20 protein-coding genes are annotated in these 17,354 nt (G+C 68.4%); 7 read left to right on the top strand and 13 right to left on the bottom strand.

The window, feature by feature from the left end; all coding sequences use genetic code 11:
• The first annotated feature begins 35 nt into the window (after positions 1-35).
• Positions 36-341: a hypothetical protein gene (locus ACI6GS_RS04890; protein ID WP_439816661.1), complete on the top strand. Its 306-nt coding sequence runs from the start codon at positions 36-38 to the stop codon at positions 339-341.
• 154 nt (positions 342-495) lie between these two features.
• Here the strand turns inward: ACI6GS_RS04890 and ACI6GS_RS04885 are convergent, their stop codons facing one another.
• The 5 genes from ACI6GS_RS04885 to dapF form a co-directional block, all read right to left on the bottom strand.
• The gene (locus ACI6GS_RS04885) at positions 496-966 is read right to left on the bottom strand and encodes a MarR family winged helix-turn-helix transcriptional regulator (RefSeq protein WP_439816660.1); all 471 of its coding nucleotides are present in this window, start codon (positions 964-966) and stop codon (positions 496-498) included.
• Between the two features lie 252 nt (positions 967-1,218).
• Complete coding sequence (locus ACI6GS_RS04880; protein WP_439816659.1) at positions 1,219-1,818, bottom strand: septation protein A; 600 nt, start codon at positions 1,816-1,818, stop codon at positions 1,219-1,221.
• A gap of 8 nt (positions 1,819-1,826) precedes the next feature.
• Complete coding sequence (gene ftsY, locus ACI6GS_RS04875; RefSeq protein ID WP_439816658.1) at positions 1,827-2,768, bottom strand: signal recognition particle-docking protein FtsY; 942 nt, start codon at positions 2,766-2,768, stop codon at positions 1,827-1,829.
• Positions 2,769-2,782: 14 nt separating this feature from the next.
• A complete protein-coding gene (gene mtaB, locus ACI6GS_RS04870) occupies positions 2,783-4,090 on the bottom strand; it encodes a tRNA (N(6)-L-threonylcarbamoyladenosine(37)-C(2))-methylthiotransferase MtaB (RefSeq protein ID WP_439816657.1) in 1,308 nt (435 codons plus the stop codon).
• Positions 4,091-4,112: 22 nt separating this feature from the next.
• Positions 4,113-4,946 (bottom strand): diaminopimelate epimerase, encoded by an 834-nt coding sequence (gene dapF / locus ACI6GS_RS04865; protein WP_439816656.1) that lies wholly within the window; start codon positions 4,944-4,946, stop codon positions 4,113-4,115.
• A gap of 242 nt (positions 4,947-5,188) precedes the next feature.
• On the opposite strand from dapF, the gene ACI6GS_RS04860 reads away from it, so the two are divergent.
• The 3 genes from ACI6GS_RS04860 to ACI6GS_RS04850 are packed head-to-tail and all read left to right on the top strand — an operon-like array spanning position 5,189 to position 7,648.
• The gene (locus tag ACI6GS_RS04860; RefSeq protein ID WP_439816655.1) at positions 5,189-5,572 is read left to right on the top strand and encodes a YciI family protein; all 384 of its coding nucleotides are present in this window, start codon (positions 5,189-5,191) and stop codon (positions 5,570-5,572) included.
• Positions 5,573-5,589: 17 nt separating this feature from the next.
• The gene (locus ACI6GS_RS04855; RefSeq protein ID WP_439816654.1) at positions 5,590-6,876 is read left to right on the top strand and encodes an RNA polymerase sigma factor; all 1,287 of its coding nucleotides are present in this window, start codon (positions 5,590-5,592) and stop codon (positions 6,874-6,876) included.
• A 4-nt stretch (positions 6,877-6,880) separates the two neighbouring features.
• Positions 6,881-7,648 carry an MBL fold metallo-hydrolase gene (locus ACI6GS_RS04850; RefSeq protein WP_439816653.1) on the top strand — a complete coding sequence of 256 codons (768 nt, stop codon included), beginning with the start codon at positions 6,881-6,883 and terminating at the stop codon, positions 7,646-7,648.
• Positions 7,649-7,675: 27 nt separating this feature from the next.
• On the opposite strand, the gene ACI6GS_RS04845 is transcribed toward ACI6GS_RS04850, so the two are convergent.
• Genes ACI6GS_RS04845 through ACI6GS_RS04815 form a run of 7 tightly spaced genes read right to left on the bottom strand, consistent with a single transcriptional unit; the run spans position 7,676 to position 13,962 of the window.
• Positions 7,676-8,593 (bottom strand): ParB/RepB/Spo0J family partition protein, encoded by a 918-nt coding sequence (locus ACI6GS_RS04845; protein WP_439816652.1) that lies wholly within the window; start codon positions 8,591-8,593, stop codon positions 7,676-7,678.
• A 2-nt stretch (positions 8,594-8,595) separates the two neighbouring features.
• Complete coding sequence (locus ACI6GS_RS04840; protein ID WP_439816651.1) at positions 8,596-9,471, bottom strand: ParA family protein; 876 nt, start codon at positions 9,469-9,471, stop codon at positions 8,596-8,598.
• The gene (rsmG, locus tag ACI6GS_RS04835; RefSeq protein WP_439816650.1) at positions 9,464-10,081 is read right to left on the bottom strand and encodes a 16S rRNA (guanine(527)-N(7))-methyltransferase RsmG; all 618 of its coding nucleotides are present in this window, start codon (positions 10,079-10,081) and stop codon (positions 9,464-9,466) included. Before rsmG ends, ACI6GS_RS04840 begins: the two co-directional genes overlap by 8 nt.
• Position 10,082: 1 nt before the next feature.
• Positions 10,083-11,975, bottom strand: a complete 1,893-nt coding sequence (gene mnmG / locus ACI6GS_RS04830) for a tRNA uridine-5-carboxymethylaminomethyl(34) synthesis enzyme MnmG (protein ID WP_439816649.1) — start codon at positions 11,973-11,975, stop codon at positions 10,083-10,085.
• A gap of 56 nt (positions 11,976-12,031) precedes the next feature.
• Entirely contained in the window at positions 12,032-13,306 is a 1,275-nt protein-coding gene (gene mnmE, locus ACI6GS_RS04825) for a tRNA uridine-5-carboxymethylaminomethyl(34) synthesis GTPase MnmE (RefSeq protein ID WP_439816648.1), read from the bottom strand.
• An 18-nt stretch (positions 13,307-13,324) separates the two neighbouring features.
• The gene (locus tag ACI6GS_RS04820; protein ID WP_439816647.1) at positions 13,325-13,681 is read right to left on the bottom strand and encodes a (2Fe-2S) ferredoxin domain-containing protein; all 357 of its coding nucleotides are present in this window, start codon (positions 13,679-13,681) and stop codon (positions 13,325-13,327) included.
• 26 nt (positions 13,682-13,707) lie between these two features.
• Complete coding sequence (locus ACI6GS_RS04815) at positions 13,708-13,962, bottom strand: DUF6489 family protein (RefSeq protein WP_439816646.1); 255 nt, start codon at positions 13,960-13,962, stop codon at positions 13,708-13,710.
• Between the two features lie 159 nt (positions 13,963-14,121).
• On the opposite strand from ACI6GS_RS04815, the gene ACI6GS_RS04810 reads away from it, so the two are divergent.
• From ACI6GS_RS04810 to ACI6GS_RS04800, 3 genes are all read left to right on the top strand, one after another.
• Positions 14,122-14,592, top strand: coding sequence for a methylated-DNA--[protein]-cysteine S-methyltransferase (locus ACI6GS_RS04810; RefSeq protein ID WP_439816645.1), 471 nt, complete (start codon positions 14,122-14,124; stop codon positions 14,590-14,592).
• A 115-nt stretch (positions 14,593-14,707) separates the two neighbouring features.
• Entirely contained in the window at positions 14,708-15,412 is a 705-nt protein-coding gene (locus ACI6GS_RS04805) for a dienelactone hydrolase family protein (protein ID WP_439816644.1), read from the top strand.
• Positions 15,412-16,401, top strand: coding sequence for a quinone oxidoreductase family protein (locus ACI6GS_RS04800; RefSeq protein WP_439816643.1), 990 nt, complete (start codon positions 15,412-15,414; stop codon positions 16,399-16,401). The genes ACI6GS_RS04805 and ACI6GS_RS04800 overlap by 1 nt, the downstream gene beginning before the upstream one ends.
• Before the next feature lie 82 nt (positions 16,402-16,483).
• Here ACI6GS_RS04800 and ACI6GS_RS04795 read toward each other — a convergent pair whose 3' ends face one another.
• Positions 16,484-17,335 carry an ion transporter gene (locus ACI6GS_RS04795; RefSeq protein ID WP_439816642.1) on the bottom strand — a complete coding sequence of 284 codons (852 nt, stop codon included), beginning with the start codon at positions 17,333-17,335 and terminating at the stop codon, positions 16,484-16,486.
• Positions 17,336-17,354 lie beyond the last annotated feature (19 nt).

Genomic DNA, 17,354 nt, shown 5'->3' with positions numbered 1-17,354 from the left:
CGGTCATGCAAGTCGGCGGAGCAAGTACAGCGGTTTTGACGGCCCTGGCGTCGCTGAAGACGCGCGAGCAGCCGTCCAACCGCGCCGCTGCCCAGGCCGGCGCCCAGGGTAGCCCTGGCGCCGAGTTCGACGCCCAGGCAGCCGAAGCGGCCAGCCGGACCCAGCGCGCGGAGGCGCAGGCCCGGGTCGCCGGAACCCAGGCGCAGGACGCCTCGACCTCGTTCAGCCGGCAGCAGCAAGGCCAGCAGCAGGGCACCGCCCTGCCCCAGCGCGAAGTGCCGACGCCGCAGGCGCGGCCAGCGAACTATCGCCCCGGAACCTACGTCAACCTGGTCGTCTGACACGTCGGCGTTCTGACGGCCTGGCCTGACGCACGCAGAAGCCACCCGGACTGCCAGGCAGCCGGGGCATGCATGTTCCACCAGATACCGATTGATCGCGACTGACGAGGCCGGGGCCCGCAACCCGGCTGGGGTCAGTCCTGCCGACCGATGGTCAGGCCGGTACCGCGGTCGACGTGCCCTGCGCGGCACCGTTCAGGCCCGACGCGGCGCCGTCCAGGCCATCGGCCCCACCGTCGCCATCGACATCGGCCAACCGCTGCAACAGCGCGATCAACTCCTCCCGCCGCTCTGGCGGGATCGGCTCCAGGAACGCCCGGTCGGCCTCCAGGGCCGCAGGCGTCGTCTGGTTGAGCAGTTGCCGGCCCTTCTCGGTCAGCACGATCAGGTTCGCGCGCCGGTCATCCTCGGCCCGGCTGCGCTTGAGGACACCACGGTCGACCAGCCGACCGATCATGTCGGTCAGGGTGCTGCGGTCGATCCCGGTCATGTGGACAAGTGCCGTCTGGCTCAGCCCCTGGCCGGCCGCGACCGCCTGCAGCAGCGTGAACTGCTGGTGCGTCAGGCCCTGACCACGGGTTGCCTGGACGAACAGGTCGACAGCCCGTTGGTGTCCTCTCCGCACCAATTGGCTGACGAGGAGCGTTGTCCGGTCGCTCCGCCCATCCTGGAACGCGCCATCCCCCATGCAAACCACCTGTGCTGATAATGGGTCGAAACTATAACGGATCCTCGCCTTTGGCGAGAGATGTTCCGCCATCCGTCCTAGGCTGGGTAGCGGCAAACTGAACGCAGCCACCCCCCACAGAGGCCTGGATGAGCGGCACTCTGCCCCATAGATATAAACCGACTATGAATGAGTCAAAACAATCTTTGCTCAAACCTTTTCCGACGCATCGGAAAGGGAATGCCGTTGCAACAGAGGGAGTTGCAGGGCGCTGAAGACCAGGGTCAGGGGCATGATGCCCAGCAGCTTGAAGCTGATCCAGGTTTCGGTCGAGAACGATCGCCACACGATTTCATTGAGTGCGGCGAGAATCAGGAAAAAGACGCCCCAGCGCACGGTCAGGATGCGCCAGCCGGCATCGTCCAGCGCGATCATGCTGCCCAGAAGCATCTTCAGGAAGAACTGCCGAAAGGCCAGGCCGGCGAACAGGGCGGTTGCAAACAGCAGATTGACGACCGTCGGCTTGATCTTGATGAACAGTTCGTCGTCCAAGGCGACGGTCAGTCCACCAAAGGCCAGGACACAGACACCGCTGACCAGGGGCAGAACGGGGATCCGCCGCTCCTGGTGATAGGTGACGGCAAGCGACGCCAGCGTCGCCGCCATGAACGCGCCGGTGCCGACAATCAGGCCGAACTGGGCGTTGCAGACGAAGAAGACGATCAGTGGCCCCGCTTCCGTCGCCAGGCGCAGCCAGGGCGACATGGGCGCGTGCGCCGGCGGCGGGGCGGGCGGGGCGTCCTGCGTCATGCCTGCTCCTATTCCTTGCCTGCGAGGGCCGTTGCGAAGCCCTTGGCGTCGAAGGGCTGCAGGTCCTCCGCCCCTTCGCCCACGCCGATGAAGTGGACGGGCAGGCCAAAGCGGCGCGCGACCGCGACCAGGACACCGCCGCGCGCCGTCCCGTCCAGCTTGGTCATCACCAGGCCGGAGACATTGGCAACGCTCTGGAACACCTCGACCTGGTTGATCGCGTTCTGGCCCGTCGTCGCATCCAGGGTCAGCAGCACGCTGTGCGGCGCGGTAGGATCCAGCTTGCGGATCACACGGATGATCTTTTCAAGCTCGGCCATCAGGTGCGACTTGTTCTGCAGCCGTCCGGCCGTGTCGATCAGCAGGACGTCGCTGCCCGCCGTCCGGGCCTTTTCCAGCGCGGTATAGGCCAGGCCCGCAGCGTCTGCCCCGGCAGCAGCGGACACCACGGGGGCGCCCAGGCGCTCGCCCCAGATCGTCAGCTGCTCGATCGCGGCGGCGCGGAACGTGTCGCAGGCGGCCAGCATCACGCCCAGGCCCTGGCCCCGCCATTCGCGCGTCAGCTTGCCGATGGTCGTCGTCTTGCCGGTGCCGTTGACACCCACCACCAGGACGACATGCGGCCGGTTGGCCCGGTCGATCGCCAGGGGCCGGGCAACCGGCGCCAGGATCGCCGCGACGGCCTCGGAGAGGATCTCCTTGATCTCCTTCGGCGTGACTTCCTTGTTGTAGCGGCCACGGCCCACCGCCTCGCGCACTTCGGCAGCAGCGGTCACGCCCAGGTCCGAGCGGATCAGCAGTTCCTCGAGCTCGTCCAGCGTCTCGTCGTCCAGCTTGCGCTTGGTGAAGATCGAGGTGATGCCCTCGGTCAGGGAGGAAGTGCTGCGGCTGAGGCCCTGCTTCAGGCGGCTGAACCAGCCCTTCTTCTCGGGTGTCGCGCTGTCGCTCATGTCCTGCCTGCGGCTTAGGGGCCCGGGCTGGGTGCCGGGCCTCCTGCTGTCACGATGTGGCCAACCAGGCTGGCCGGTTCAACACCCGATCCGCCCGCGCCGCCGGCCACGCCCGTAACGCGCACGCGCACCAGCGCACCGGGAAGGGCCGCCTGGTCCAGGCGCAAGGGGGCGAAGTGTTCGGTTCGACACTGGCCATTTTCCTCGACCAGGGCGGTCCGCTCGCGCCCCACTTCCCGCTCCAGGAAGGCCTGGACCGCGGCGGCACCGCGCGCCCGCAACTGGCGCGCGCGTTCCCGCGCGATGCTGGCGGGCACCTGCGGCATGCGCGCCGCAGGGGTACCGGGCCGGGGCGAGAACGGAAAGACATGCAGCCAGGTCAGGCCGCAATCCTCGACCAGGGCCAGGGTATTGGCAAAGGCGGCCTCCGTTTCGGTCGGAAAGCCGGCGATGAGGTCGGCCCCCAGCACCAGGTCGGGCCGCAGGCGGCGCAGGTCGGCACACAGGGCCACCGAGTCCGCGCGGCTGTGGCGGCGCTTCATCCGCTTCAGGATCAGGTCGTCCCCCGCCTGCAGGCTGAGGTGCAGGTGCGGCATCAGCCGCTCTTCCTCCGCCAGGGCGCGGCGCAGGTCGGCGTCGACCTCCGCCGTGTCGATGGACGAGATGCGCAGGCGCGGCAGTTCGGGCACCGCCTTCAACAGGCGGCGCACCAGGGCGCCCAGCGTCGGCTTGCCCGGCAGGTCCTCGCCATAGGCCGTCAGGTCGACGCCGGTCAGGACCACTTCCCGGTGCCCGGCCTCCACCAGCCTGCGCACCTGATCGGTGATGAAGCCCATGGGCTGGCTGCGCGAGGGCCCGCGCCCGGCCGGGATCGTGCAGAAGGTACAGGCATGGTCGCAGCCGTTCTGCACCGGGACAAAGGCCCGCGCCCGGCCTCCGAAGCCGGCGATCAGGTGGCCGGCCGTCTCCTCCACCTCCCCGAACGGGGCGAGCAGGCGCGCGGGCGCACCATCGCCGGCCAACGCCTGGAATGTCTGCGGCGCCAGCTTCTCCACCTGGCCCACCACATGGTCGACCTCGGGCATGCCGGCATAGGTGTCGGGCGCGATCTGGGCGGCGCAGCCAGTGACGATGATGCACGCATCCGGCCGCTCGCGGCGCAGGCGGCGGATCGTCTGGCGTGCCTGGCGTTCCGCCTCCGACGTGACGGCGCAGGTATTGACGATGATGGCATCGTCCAGGCCCGCCGCCTGGGCATGGCCGCGCATCAGCTCGGACTCCGCCGCGTTGAGGCGGCAGCCAAAGGTGATCACCTCGGTCATGGCGAACCCGGGTCGCGCGCGCTCAGGCCGCCAACAGGTCGGGCGGAGCAAAGCCGGTGAATGCGACTGCCACCGGCCCGGTCAGCATGGCATGGCCATCGGGCGCCCAGGTGACGCTCAGCGTGCCGCCATCCATGACCAGCTTTGCCGAGCGATCGACCAGGCCCCGGCGCGAGGCCGCGACGACGGTCGCACAGGCTGCCGAGCCGCAGGCCTGGGTCATCCCGGCGCCGCGCTCCCATACCCGCAGGCGGATCGAGCCATCCTCGTTCAGGCTGGCGAAGGAAATGTTGGCCCGCTGCGGAAACAGGGGATCGTGCTCGATCGCCGGTCCCAGCGCGGGCACGTCGATCGCGTCGGCATCGGCCACGAAGAACACGGCGTGCGGGTTGCCCATGCTGACGCAGACGGGATCGGACAGGCCCGGCGCCGGGCTGAAATCGACATGCAGGGTGTCGGTCGCGTGCGCCAGGGGGATCTGCTGCCAGTCCAGTTGGGGCACGCCCATGTCGACCGTTACCAGCCCATCGGCTGCGGACTGCGCCGTCAACACGCCGAACAGCGTCTCGATCCGGCAGTCGTTGCGCCCCAGCCCGGCGATCAGCAGGGCGCCGACGCAGCGGGCAGCATTGCCGCACGCGCCGCTTTCGCTGCCGTCGGGATTGTAGATGCGCATGAAGGCATCGGCCTCCCGGCTGGGCTCCAGCACGATCAGCTGGTCGCAGCCGACGCCGAACCGACGGTCGGCGATCTTGCGCGCCACGGCCGGCGTCATCGTGATCAGCGCCTGGCGCGCGTCGAACACAACGAAGTCGTTGCCAGCACCATGCATCTTCAGGAAGGGGATCGCCTGCATGGCGAAGATATGGGGGAAAGCCTGTCCCAAAGTCCACACGCACAAACGCCGCCAGAGATATGCACGGCAGGCCGATGCAGCCAGGACAGAGCCCAGGACTGGGCGATGTGGGCTGGAACCTTTGCCCCCTTGACCGGCATGATCCTGGCGACTGCCTGTCGGCTGGCGGGGCTGCGCCGCGTCCTTGAAGCGGGACGGCCGGGCTTGCCCCGTGCCGGCCATCGTAAAGGGGAAGCCTTCTCATGCTTTATGCCATTCTTTGCTACAACCAGGAGGACATCGTCGGCGCCTGGTCGCCGGACGAGGAAGCCACCGTCATGGCCCGCCTGGGCGAGGTGCAGGACCGCCTGGCGCGGACCGGCCGCCTTGGCCCGGTTGCCCGCCTGCTGCCCACGACCGCGGCGACGACGCTGCACAAGGGGAAGGAGAATATCGTCGTCGATGGCCCCTTTGCCGAGACGAAGGAGCAGCTGCTGGGCTTCTACATTGTCGACTGCGACAACCTGGACCAGGCGCTTGAGGCGGCACGGGAGCTGGCCGACGCCAATCCCGGCCATGGCTCCTATGAGTTGCGGCCGCTGATGCTGTACCGGCCATCGACTGACCTCCCCGCCTCCGCCACCTGACGGGGAAGGACAAGGCCATGGGCGACCTGGGCAGCGGGGCATGGGGCGATCCAAGCTGGACCCAGGCGGCCCTGACCGCCGCCCGGCCCAAGGCGGTTGGCGCCCTGCTGCGCTATTTCCGCGACCTGGACACGGCGGAGGAAGCCTACCAGGAGGCCTGCCTGCGGGCGCTGAAGTCGTGGGCCCGCAATGGCCCGCCCCGCGATCCCACCGCCTGGCTGATCATGGTGGGTCGCAACAGCGGCATCGACGCCGTGCGCCGCGGGAGCCGGACCCAGGCCCTGCCGCCCGAGGACCAGATCTCGGACCTTGAGGATACGGAGGACGCCGCCGCGCGCCGCCTGGACGAAGGCGACTATCGCGACGACGTGCTGCGCCTGCTGTTCGTGTGCTGCCATCCCGACCTGCCGGCGACGCAGCAGATCGCCCTCGCCCTGCGCATCGTGTCCGGCCTGACGGTGGGACAGATTGCCCGGGCCTTCCTGGTTGGCGAAGCGGCAATGGAGCAACGCATCACCCGGGCCAAGGCGCGTGTGGCCAGGGCCGGCGTGCCGTTCGAGGCGCCAGGGCCGGTGGAGCGGGCCGAGCGGCTGGGCATCGTGATGGCCATGGTCTACCTGGTCTTCAACGAAGGCTATTCCGCTGCGGGCGAACGCCTGTCCCTGTGCGACGAGGCAATCCGCTTGGCCCGGCTGCTGCTGCGCCTGTTCCCGACGGAACCGGAGATGATGGCGCTCCTCGCGCTGATGCTTCTGCAGCATGCGCGCAGCGCGGCGCGTTTCGATGCGACCGGCGACGTGATCCTGCTGGAGGCGCAGGATCGCGGACGCTGGAACACGCGCATGATCCGTGAGGGCCTGGCCCTGATCGACAAGGCGTTGCGCCACGGCCGACCCGGCCCCTATCAGGTCCAGTCCGCGATCGCGGCGCTGCATGCACGCGCGGCATGCGCCGCGGACACCGACTGGAACCAGATCGACCTGCTCTACGCCGCGCTGGAACACATGCAGCCTTCACCCGTGGTCACGCTGAACCGCTCGGTGGCGGTCGCAAAGGTCAGGGGGCCGGCCGCGGCTCTGGCCCTGATCGCGCCGCTGGAGGAGCGGCTGTCAGGCTATTTCTACTATCATGGCGTGTCTGGCGGATATCACATGCAGCTTGGCAACGTGGTGGAGGCACGCCAGGCGTTCGATCGGGCCATCGCCCTGGCCCGCACTCCGGCCGAGGCCGCCCACATCCGCCAGCACCTGGACCGGCTGGAGCGGGAATGCGGTGCACGGCCCACGACGCCTGGGCTAGACTGAGACCATGCTGCCGATAGCCGATCGCTGGTTCGAGAGCCGCCGCCTGGGTGACGACCTGACCCTGTTGTGGGAGCCGCATGTCGTTCCCCTGATGCGCTGCAACATCTGGCACGTGCGGGGCCGCGACCGGGACCTGGTGATCGACACCGGGATGGGCATTGCCAGCCTGCACGATGCGCTGAAGCCGATCACCGGCCGCAGCCCGGTGGCGGTCGCGACCCACACCCACAACGACCATACCGGCGGCCATTTCGAGTTCCCGGAGACGATCGTCCACGCGCTCGAGGCCGGGGAGCTGCGGGCACCCAGCGATCGCGGCACGCTGCTCGCCAGTGTCCTGGGACCGGAGCGGGTCGCCCGCTATGCCGCATGGGGCTATCCGTTCGATGGCGACCTGATCACTGCCCTGCCCCATGCGCACTACGAGCCTTGCAGCTATTGCGTCCAGGCGGCACCCGTCACACGCGTCGTCGAGGAGGGTGACGTTATCGACCTGGGCAATCGCGCGTTCGAGGTGCTGCACCTGCCGGGCCATTCCCCGGGATCGATCGGCCTGTGGGACAAGGCGACAGGCACCTTGTTCTCAGGCGATGCCCTCTATGATGGGCCGCTGCTGGATGAGATCGAGGGCGCCGACATTCCGGCCTATGTCCGGACGATGCGGCGCCTGCGCGAGCTTCCGGTGGAGATCGTGCACGCTGGGCACGATCCCAGCTTTGGCCGGGCGCGGTTGCGCGAACTGGTCGATGCGTATCTGACCCGGCGAAGCTGAACCGCCAGCACGCCGGTCTGCCGAGGCCTAGTCCTCTGGCCGGCCGCGGCCCAGAATGCGGCAGATCAGGTCAAGCTCGTCCAGGCTGGCATAGGTGATCGCGACATGGCCCGCGCCGCCCGGCTTGTGGTTGATTGCGACCTGCAATCCAACCGCGGCGCTGAGGTCACCTTCGATCGCCGCCGTATCGGCGTCTCTTTCCCCGCTCCCTGTCGCTGCGGAGCGAGCACTGCGTTTTGGTCCTGTTTCACGTGAAACAGCCATCTGTTCGACCGCGCGCACGCTCAGGTTCTCGGCCACGATGCGGGCCGCCAGACGCTCCGGATCCGCGACGGCCAGCAAAGCGCGGCCGTGACCGGCGGTCAGGCGGCCATCCTCCACCATGCTGCGGACCGGCAGCGGCAGGGCCATCAGGCGCAGCGTGTTCGCGATATGAGCGCGGCTCTTGCCGATCAGCTTGGCCAGAACCTCCTGCGAATGGCCGAACGCCTCGATCAGGCGCTGATACCCCGCGGCTTCCTCAATCGGGTTCAGGTTCTCGCGCTGGACATTCTCGATCAGCGCCGCTTCCAGCGTCTCCGCGTCGGTGAGCGCCTTCACGATCACGGGCACCGTATGCAGGGGCACCCGTTGCGCCGCGCGCCAACGACGTTCGCCAGCCACGATCTCGTACATCTGGCCGGCACCCTCCGCCCGGATGGGGCGGACCAGGATTGGCTGGAGCAGGCCACGCTCGCGGATCGACTGAACCAGATCCTCCAGCGGCGCTTCGTCAAACCGGCGGCGCGGCTGGGTTGGGTTCGGCTTCACCAGCTCGATGGGCACTTCCCGGACCTGGGCCTGGCCAGGGTCGGACGATCCGGCCTGCCCCACCTCCGCCAAAAGGAAGTCAAGGCCGCGACCAAGGCTGCGTCGGCGCGGATTGTCGGCTTTCGGCTCAGCCATGGTCACGCCGCCTGCCGCGCATCGCGCCGCAGCAACTCGCCCGCCAGTCGGATATAGGCCTGCGCACCGGTGGAACGGTGGTCATAGAGGATGGCCGGCTTGCCAAAGCTCGGTGCCTCGGACAGGCGAACATTGCGGGGAATCACGGTCTCGTACACCTTGGGTCCCAGATGGCGCCGGACATCGGCCGCAACCGAATCCGACAGGTTGTTACGTGCATCGAACATGGTCAGGACCACGCCCTGGACCTGCAGACTGGGGTTGAGGCTGGTGCGGATGCGCTCCAACGTCGAGAGCAGCTCCGTCAAACCCTCCATGGCCAGGAACTCGCACTGCAGCGGTACCAGGACGGCATGGGCGGCGACCATGGCATTGACGGTCAACAGGTTCAGGGCCGGCGGGCAATCGATCAGGATGTAGTCGTACTGGTACATGGGCCCCAGCGAATCCGCAGGGCGCAGGGCATCGCGCAGCCGATGGGCGCGGCGGGGTGCATCCACCAGTTCCAACTCCGCCCCCGACAGGTCGCGGTCGGCGGGAATCAGGCTGAGGCCGGGCACCGTCCGGCGAAGATGGATGGTCGCGTGCTCAAGGCGCGTGGTGCCCATCAGCACGTCATAGGACGTCACTTCGCGCCGTGCCCGTTCCACGCCCAGCGAGGTGCTGGCATTGCCCTGCGGGTCCAGGTCGATGACCAGGGCCTGCCGTCCGACGGCCGCCAAAGCCGTCGCCAGGTTGATCGCCGTGGTCGTCTTGCCCACGCCGCCCTTCTGGTTGGCGACCGCAATGATGCGCGCGGGGCAGCCCTGTTCAGCCCGCTCGCTTGGGTCATTTCCGGGCTGGCCCAGGCTGTCGTGGGATGTGACCGGCTCAGACATGAACTGCCCCCTTGATCCGCACGATCGCTGCTTCCGGGTCGGTGATGCTGGGCACCAGGTCGGCGTCCAGTGTCCATGCCGCCTGGGCCTGGGTCAATTCCCGGCTGGCCTCCGCACCCTTGGAGAACAACATGATGGTGCCGGGATGCAGGAAGGGCACAGAATATTGGATCAGTTGCGGCAATGGCGCCAGCGCCCGGGCGGTCACGACGTCCGCCGGGAAGGCGGCAAGTGCCTCCACCCGGCTGCGGTGGACGTGCACCTGGGTCCCCGTCTCGCGGGCGACTTCCTGAAGGAAGACGCATTTCCGGGCATCGCTTTCGACCAGGTGATGCTCCCGTCCAGCGCCCAGAATCGCCAGGACCAGCCCGGGGAAGCCGGCCCCGCTCCCCAGGTCGAGCCACACGTCGCCTTGCGCCAGATGGGCGAGCTGGGCCGAATCCTGGACGTGGCGGGTCCATGCCTGGGCCAGTGTACTCGGGGCAACCAGGTTGATCGCCTTCTGCCACTTGTGCAGGAGAGCGACGTGGATGCCCAGCCGCTCCACTGTTTCACGTGAAACATCCTGGCCCAGCAGGGCGGCAACCTGATCCCTCCCAAAGGATGCCATCTCAGCCCGTCACCCGTGCGACAAGGTCGACCTGGCTATTGGACTTCCTGACATGGGCCAGCAGCGCGGTCAGGCCGGCTGGCGTCATGCCGGGTATCCGCGCCGCCTGGCCCAGGCTTTCGGGCTGGGCCTGGGCCAGTTTCTCCCGCAGCTCCGTCGACAGGCTGGCGATCAGGGCGTAGTCGAGGCCACGCGGCAGCGACAGCGCCTCGTCCCGGCGGAAGGCCGCTATCTCCGCCGTCTGACGGTCGAGGTACCCGGCGTAGCGGGCGTCCGTCACCATCTGCTCCGCCACATCCGCGCGCACCCCTGCCAGTTCCGGCCAGATGGTCGCCACGCGGTGCCAGTCGACATCGGGCAGCGCCAGCAAGCCCGATGCACTGCGCCGCTGCCCATCCAGGTTCACCCCGATCCCGTGGCGCCGGGCCTCGGTCGGCGTCAGGCTCAGTGACGCGCAGAGGAACCGCGCCTGCTCCAGGGCCGCGGCCTTCTCCCCCCAGGACGCGGCTCGCTCCGCACCCACGCAGCCCAGGGCCACGCCCCTGTCGGTCAGGCGTTGGTCGGCGTTGTCCATACGCAGGTGAAGGCGGTACTCGGCACGGGAAGTGAACATGCGATAGGGCTCGCGCGTGCCCTGGGTCACCAAGTCGTCGATCATCACCCCGATATAGGCATCCGCTCGGCCCAGGGTGAACATCGTCCCGCCCCCGCCGGCCCGAAGGGCGGCATTCACACCCGCCATCAGGCCCTGCGCCGCTGCCTCCTCATAGCCCGTGGTTCCGTTGATCTGACCGGCCAGGAACAGGCCCGGCACATGTTTCGTCTCCAGACTGGGGCGCAATGCGCGTGGGTCGACGAAGTCATATTCGATGGCATAGCCAGGACGCAGCATCACGCACCGCTCCAACCCCGGGATCGTCTTGAGCAGCGCAAGCTGTACGTCCTGAGGCAGGGAGGTGGAGATGCCGTTGGGATAGATCGTGGGGTCGTCCAACCCCTCCGGCTCCAGGAAGATCTGGTGCCGATCGCGCTGCCCGAACCGAACCACCTTGTCCTCGATGGACGGACAATAGCGGGGACCAGTGCCCTCGATCTGTCCGGAATAGAGCGGTGCCCGATCCAGGTTGTCCAGGATCAGGCGATGACTGGCCGGCGTCGTCTCCGTGATCCAGCAGGCGACCTGTGGATTGGTGATCCGCTGTGTCAGGAACGAGAATGGCACGGGCGCGTCGTCGCCCGGCTGTTCCTGGAGCGACGCGGTATCGATGGTGCGGCCATCCAGGCGCGGCGGGGTGCCGGTCTTCAACCGCCCCAGAGGAAAGCCCAGCCGTGACAGCGCGCCCGACAATCCCATGGAGGGCGCCTCCCCCACTCGACCGCCCGGCGTCTGGTCCGTCCCGCAATGGATCAATCCCCGGAGGAACGTGCCCGTGGTGATGATGACGGCTCCCGCGGTCACCACCTCCCCACCCGCAAGCACGACCCCGCAGACGCCCGAGGCATCCGTCAGCACATCCTCGACCGAGCCTGCCCGAACCTGCAACCCCAGCTGATCGGCCAGGACTTTCTGCATCGCCCGCCGATACAAGGCCCGGTCCGCCTGGGCCCGGGGACCCTGGACCGCCGCGCCCTTGGACCGGTTGAGCAGGCGGAACTGGATGCCGGCGGCATCGGCAACCCGGCCCATGATGCCGTCCAGGGCATCGATCTCCCGCACCAGGTGGCCCTTGCCCAGGCCGCCAATGGCGGGATTGCAGGACATCTCACCCACCGTATCAAGGCGATGGGTCAGGAGAAGGGTACGCGCGCCCATGCGCGCCGCTGCGGCCGCGGCCTCGCAGCCGGCATGGCCGCCACCGACGACGATGACGTCACAGGACTGGGTGCTCTGCATGGCCGGGACCGTACAGGATGGGGTCCGATGTTTCACGTGAAACATCCCTCCCGGACCTATTTGCCGATGCAGAACTCCCGAAAGATCACGTCCAGGACCTCCTCCAGATCGACCGCGCCGGTGATGCGGCCGATGGCATGCGCAGCACTCCGCAGGCCCTCCGCCTTGAGTTCCAGCGCGTCCTCGCCCGTCGCGCGGTCAAGGGCGGCCAGCGCGTCCGCACAGGCCTGGCGATGACGAAGCCGCGTGATGACCGGGGCACCAGCCGCATCGGCCCCCTCCGCCGCGCCCGTCGCAACCAGGTCGCGCAGCGCGTCCAGGCCCTGGCCAGAGACGACGGATATGGCGCCGTCGGGCTGCGGCAGAAGGTCGGCCTTGGTCCGCACCACGAGGCCGCGCGGCTCCGCCGGTTCGGGCTCCCGTCCGTCGACCAGGTGCAGGACCAGATCGGCCTGGCTCACGGCCGCCTCCGCGCGGCGGACCCCTTCCCGCTCGACCGGGTCCGTCGTCTCGCGCAGACCTGCGGTGTCGACCAGGACGACGCGATAGCCGCCAAGGTCCAGCACGACCTCCACCAGGTCGCGTGTGGTGCCGGGCACGCTGGACACGATGGCCGCGTCGCGCCCCGCAAACCAGTTCAACAGGCTGGACTTGCCGGCATTGGGCGCCCCCACCAGGGCGACGCGGAAGCCTTCCCGCACCCGCTCCCCCCGGCGGCCATCCGCAAGATGCACGGCGAGCTGCTGGCGCAGGTCGGCGACATCGGCCCAGACAGGGACCAGTTCGGCGTCGTCGATGCCTTCGTCGGCGAAATCGATCAGCGCCTCGACCCGGGCCCGCGCCATCACCAGGCGGCGGCGCCAGTCGTCGTAAAGAGCACCCAGGGCCCCATCCATCTGACGCAGGGCCTGCCTGCGCTGGGCCAGTGTTTCGGCCTCTACCAGGTCAGCGAGGCCCTCGGCCTCCACCAAATCCATCCGCCCGGCCAGAACCGCGCGGCGCGTGAACTCACCCCGCTCGGCTGGACGAAGCCCCAAGGCAGACAGGATCTCGGCCAGGGCGTGGGTTATGGCACGGCCACCATGGACGTGAAACTCGACCACGTCCTCGCCCGTGAAACTGGCCGGCCCGGGAAACGCCAGGACAAGGCCGCGGTCGATCACCTCCCCCGTCACAGGGTCGCGCAGCGGCCGCAGGCTGGCGTGGCGTGGCAGCGGGCGTGCTCCCCCCAGGCGATGCGCGATCTCCAGCGCCTGGGGGCCCGACACGCGGATCACCGCGATGCCGGACCGCCCCGGCGCCGTGGCCAGGGCAAAGATCGTATCGTTCATCGCGTCTGACCCGGCAGTTCAGCCGGCGGCGGTATCCGGGGGCAGGAGCAGGCGCTCCACCCGCTCACCCTTCTTCAGGTGGCGGGCGATGATCTCCTCGACATCCGCCTCGGAGTGGAAGCTGTACCAGATCCCCTCGGGATAGATGACCATGGTGGGCCCCAGTTCGCAGCGGTCCAGGCACCCGGACGCATTGATGCGGATGCCCTCCAGCCCTTCCTGCTTGGCCCGCTTCTTCATGTAGTCGCGCAAGGCCTCTGACCCCCGCCGCTTGCACGAGCCACGGGGATGCCCCTCGGCCCGTTCATTGGTGCAGCAGAAGACATGGAGGCGGAAATAGAGCGGGGGATCCCGCTCCGTCAGGTCTGCGCTCAACGAGGGGTCCTTTGGGCTAGGTCGTGTCAGCTGCGGTCGGACGACGGCTTCGACATGCGGTCGGCCGCGGCCCAGAACGCCTTCTGGAGCGTGTCAAAGCCCTGGATGCCGGCCGGAAGCCAGGTCTTGATGACTGCCTCCGGCTCCATCGCCTTCATGTAGCTGCGCAGGCGTTCCTCGGCATCCGCCATCAGGCGCTGCTGCACCGCTTCGACATCGGGCAGGCCCAGAAATTCGCGCGCCTCCTTGGGCGTCACGTCGATGTCGATCGAGATCTTCATCACCTGGGCTCCTGAAGGCGGCTGCGGCCAAGGGGGAACACGGCGGCAGGGCTTGCCGGACAGGTTCAACCCCATGAACCTAGGGATCCGATGGCCCACATGCAATGTCGGCGGGGGCCACACGGCGCAAAGGCGGCGTACGGAGCCAGGGTGTAACGCATGGCATTACGAAACTTCGATACGCCGTTCGGCCCCATGCTCGCCGAGGAGCGCCAGGGCCGCCTGACCCAGCTTGCCTGGACCGGCGACCTGGCAGATGCGCCGGACGGGCGGGATGACACGCCCCTCCTGCGCATGCTGGAGGAGCGCGTCGTCGCCTACCTGACGGGCGCGCGTGTCGGCTTCCAGGATCTGGCGGTAGAGACGGGCGGCACGGACTTCCAGCGCCGCTGCTGGGAGGCGATCCGCGCGATCCCCTATGGCCAGGCCTGGTCCTATGGCGACGTCGCCCGCCACCTGGGCAGCGGGGCCCGGGCGGTCGGAACCGCCTGCGCCCTGAACCACCTGGCGCTGGTCGTGCCCTGCCACCGGGTCATCGCCGCCGGTGGCCGTATCGGCGGCTATGGCGGGGCGGAATCGCTCAAGCGCCGGCTGCTGGCGCTGGAGGGGATCGTCCTGCGCGCCAGCTGAGACCGGCGCCATCCTGCACATCCGTCCTGGAAGGCCGGGCGGTCATGACAAGGCAATGGCGGGGGCGCTAGAGTGCCCGCCGCATCAATCCGGACACAAGCGGAAGGGCCACGCGATGAGCGGCACGGAAATCCAGGTCAAGGCAAAGGACGGCAGCGGCAGCTTCTCGGCCTATGTGTCGAACCCGGCATCGGGCAAGGGGCCGGCCCTGGTCGTGATCCAGGAAATCTTCGGCATCAACGCCCAGATCCGCGGCGTGTGCGACCGTCTGGCGGCAAAGGGCTTCATCGCCGTGGCGCCCGACCTGTTCTGGCGCCAGCAGCCGGGCATTCAGCTGACCGACCAGTCCGAGGCGGAGTGGAAGCGCGCCTTCGAACTCTATCAGGGCTTCAACGTGGACAAGGGGATCGAGGATATCGCCGCCACCGTTGACGTGGCCCGCACCCTGCCGGGTGCGTCGGGCAAGGTCGGCTCGGTCGGCTATTGCCTGGGTGGGCTGCTGTCCTTCCTGACCGCCGCTCGCACCGATGTGAACGCTGCCGTCAGCTATTATGGCGGCGGCATCCACACCAAGCTGGACGAGGTGGCCAAGGTAAAGGTGCCCGACCTGCTTTTCTTTGCCGAGAAGGACGGCTTCATCGATGGCGAGGCGCAGGCCGCGATCGCCGGCGCGGTCGCGGGTCACCCGACGATCACGATGCTGACCTTCGCCGGTCAGGACCATGCCTTCGCGCGTGAAGGCGGGCAGCACTATCACCAGGGCTCGGCCGAGGCGGCGAACGACCTGACGGAAGCCTTCTTCAAGCGGCACCTGGGCTGATGGCCGCCCCCGTCCGGAGCCGGGCCGTCCGCTTCACCCAGGTTGGCGGGCCCGAGGTCATGCGCCTTGAGGAGGTGGACGTCCCGGCCCCCGGACCGGGACAGGTGCGCCTGAAGCACACCGCGATCGGCGTCAACTACATCGACACCTATCACCGCTCCGGCCTCTACAAGCTGCCCCTGCCCTCCGGCATCGGCGTCGAGGGCGCCGGCGTGGTGGAGGCGGTGGGCGATGGTGTCACGGAACTCGCCGTCGGCGACCGCGTCGCCTATTGCGGGGGCATGCCCGGCGGCTACAGCGACATCCGCCTTTTCCAGGCCGACCGCCTGCTGAAGATCCCGGAGGGCATCAGCGACGAGACGGCGGCAGCGGCGATGCTGCAGGGCCTGACCGTGCACTACCTCCTGTTCTCCACCTATCCGGTGAAACGGGGGGAGACGATCCTGTTCCACGCCGCGGCAGGCGGCGTCGGCCTGATCGCGTGCCAATGGGCGCGGCACCTGGGCGTCCGGCTGATCGGCACGGTGGGATCCAAGGACAAGGGCGAGCTGGCTCGGGCGCATGGCGCGTCCGAGATCATCCTCTACCGCGAGGAAGACGTGGCCGCCCGGGTCAAGGACCTGACCGGCGGCAAGGGTGTGCCCGTCGTCTATGACGCGGTGGGCAAGGATACGTTCGAGGGCAGCCTGAACAGCCTCAGCCCCCGGGGCTATTTCGTCAGCTTCGGCAATGCCTCGGGGCCCGTGGCGCCATTCGCGCCGTCGATCCTGGGGGACAAGGGTTCGCTGTTCTTCACGCGGCCCGGCCTGTTCCACTACGTGGCCGACACGGCGGAGCTGCAGGCCCGCGCGGCCGATCTGTTCGACGTGCTGAAGCGTGGCATCGTGGAGGTCCCGGTCCGCCAGCGCTTCGCCCTGGCCGACGCGGTCGCCGCCCACCAGGCCCTGGAGGGGCGCCAGACCACGGGTTCGACGATCCTGGTGCCGTGACGCGATGCTTCGAGATGCCGGCCTGAGGGCCGGCGTCTCGAGGAAGCCACAGGCCGTCTGGAAGGAAGCCGGCGCAGGCCGCTCAACCCGCCGGCTGGCCCGCCGGACCCGTTGCCGCGCGCAACGCCGCCACCTCCTGGCGCAGGGCCAGGATCTCCCGCAGCAGGCGCTCGTCGCGGTCCTCCTGCTCCTGCGCCTCGGCTGCCTTCTGCTCCCTCTGGTCGGCCTCGTGTTCCGCCTGCATCGCACCGACGATCACGGCAACGAACAGGTTCAGCATCGTGAACGTCGCAATCAGGATGTAGCTGAGGAAGAAGATCCACGCATAGGGATAGACCTCCATCGCATTGCGGACGATCTCGGCCCAGTTCTCGAGCGTCATGATCTGGAACAGGGTGAATGCACTGGCGCCCAGCGTGCCGAAGAGTTCCGGGAACGACTGGCCGAACAGTCGCGTCGCCATCACCGCACTGACATAGAAAATGATGCCCGTCACCGCGATGATGGAGCCAAGGCCCGGAATAGCGCCAAGCAGGCTGCCAACCACCCGGCGCATGCGCGGCATCATGGTCAGCAGGCGCAGAACGCGCAGAACGCGCAGCGCCCGCAGGACGCCCAGCGCTCCCGTCGCGGGCACCAGGGCGATGCCCACCACCACGAAGTCGAACAGGCTCCAGGGATCGCGGAAGAAGGCCCAGCCATGGGCCAGGATGCGCGCCGCGACCTCGACCACGAAGATCGCCAGGATGATGCCATCGACGGCGCGGAGCAGGCCGCCATAGGCTGCCTCGATCGACGGGGCCGTTTCCAGGCCCAGGATCGCGGCATTGATGATGATCAGTGTCGTGATGAACCGCTGGACGGGACGGCTTTCCACGAAGGTCGCCAGGCGGGCGCGCCAGTGCCGGTCCTGCGTCGACTGCGCAAGGCTCATGATGCTCTCCGAATCCGCC

Origin of the sequence: Zavarzinia sp. CC-PAN008 (assembly GCF_051903925.1) — a bacterium.
In the GTDB taxonomy this organism is placed as follows: Bacteria; Pseudomonadota; Alphaproteobacteria; order Zavarziniales; family Zavarziniaceae.
The sequence above is the reverse complement of the archived record's forward strand: the minus strand, read 5'-3'. Positions and strand labels throughout refer to the sequence as shown.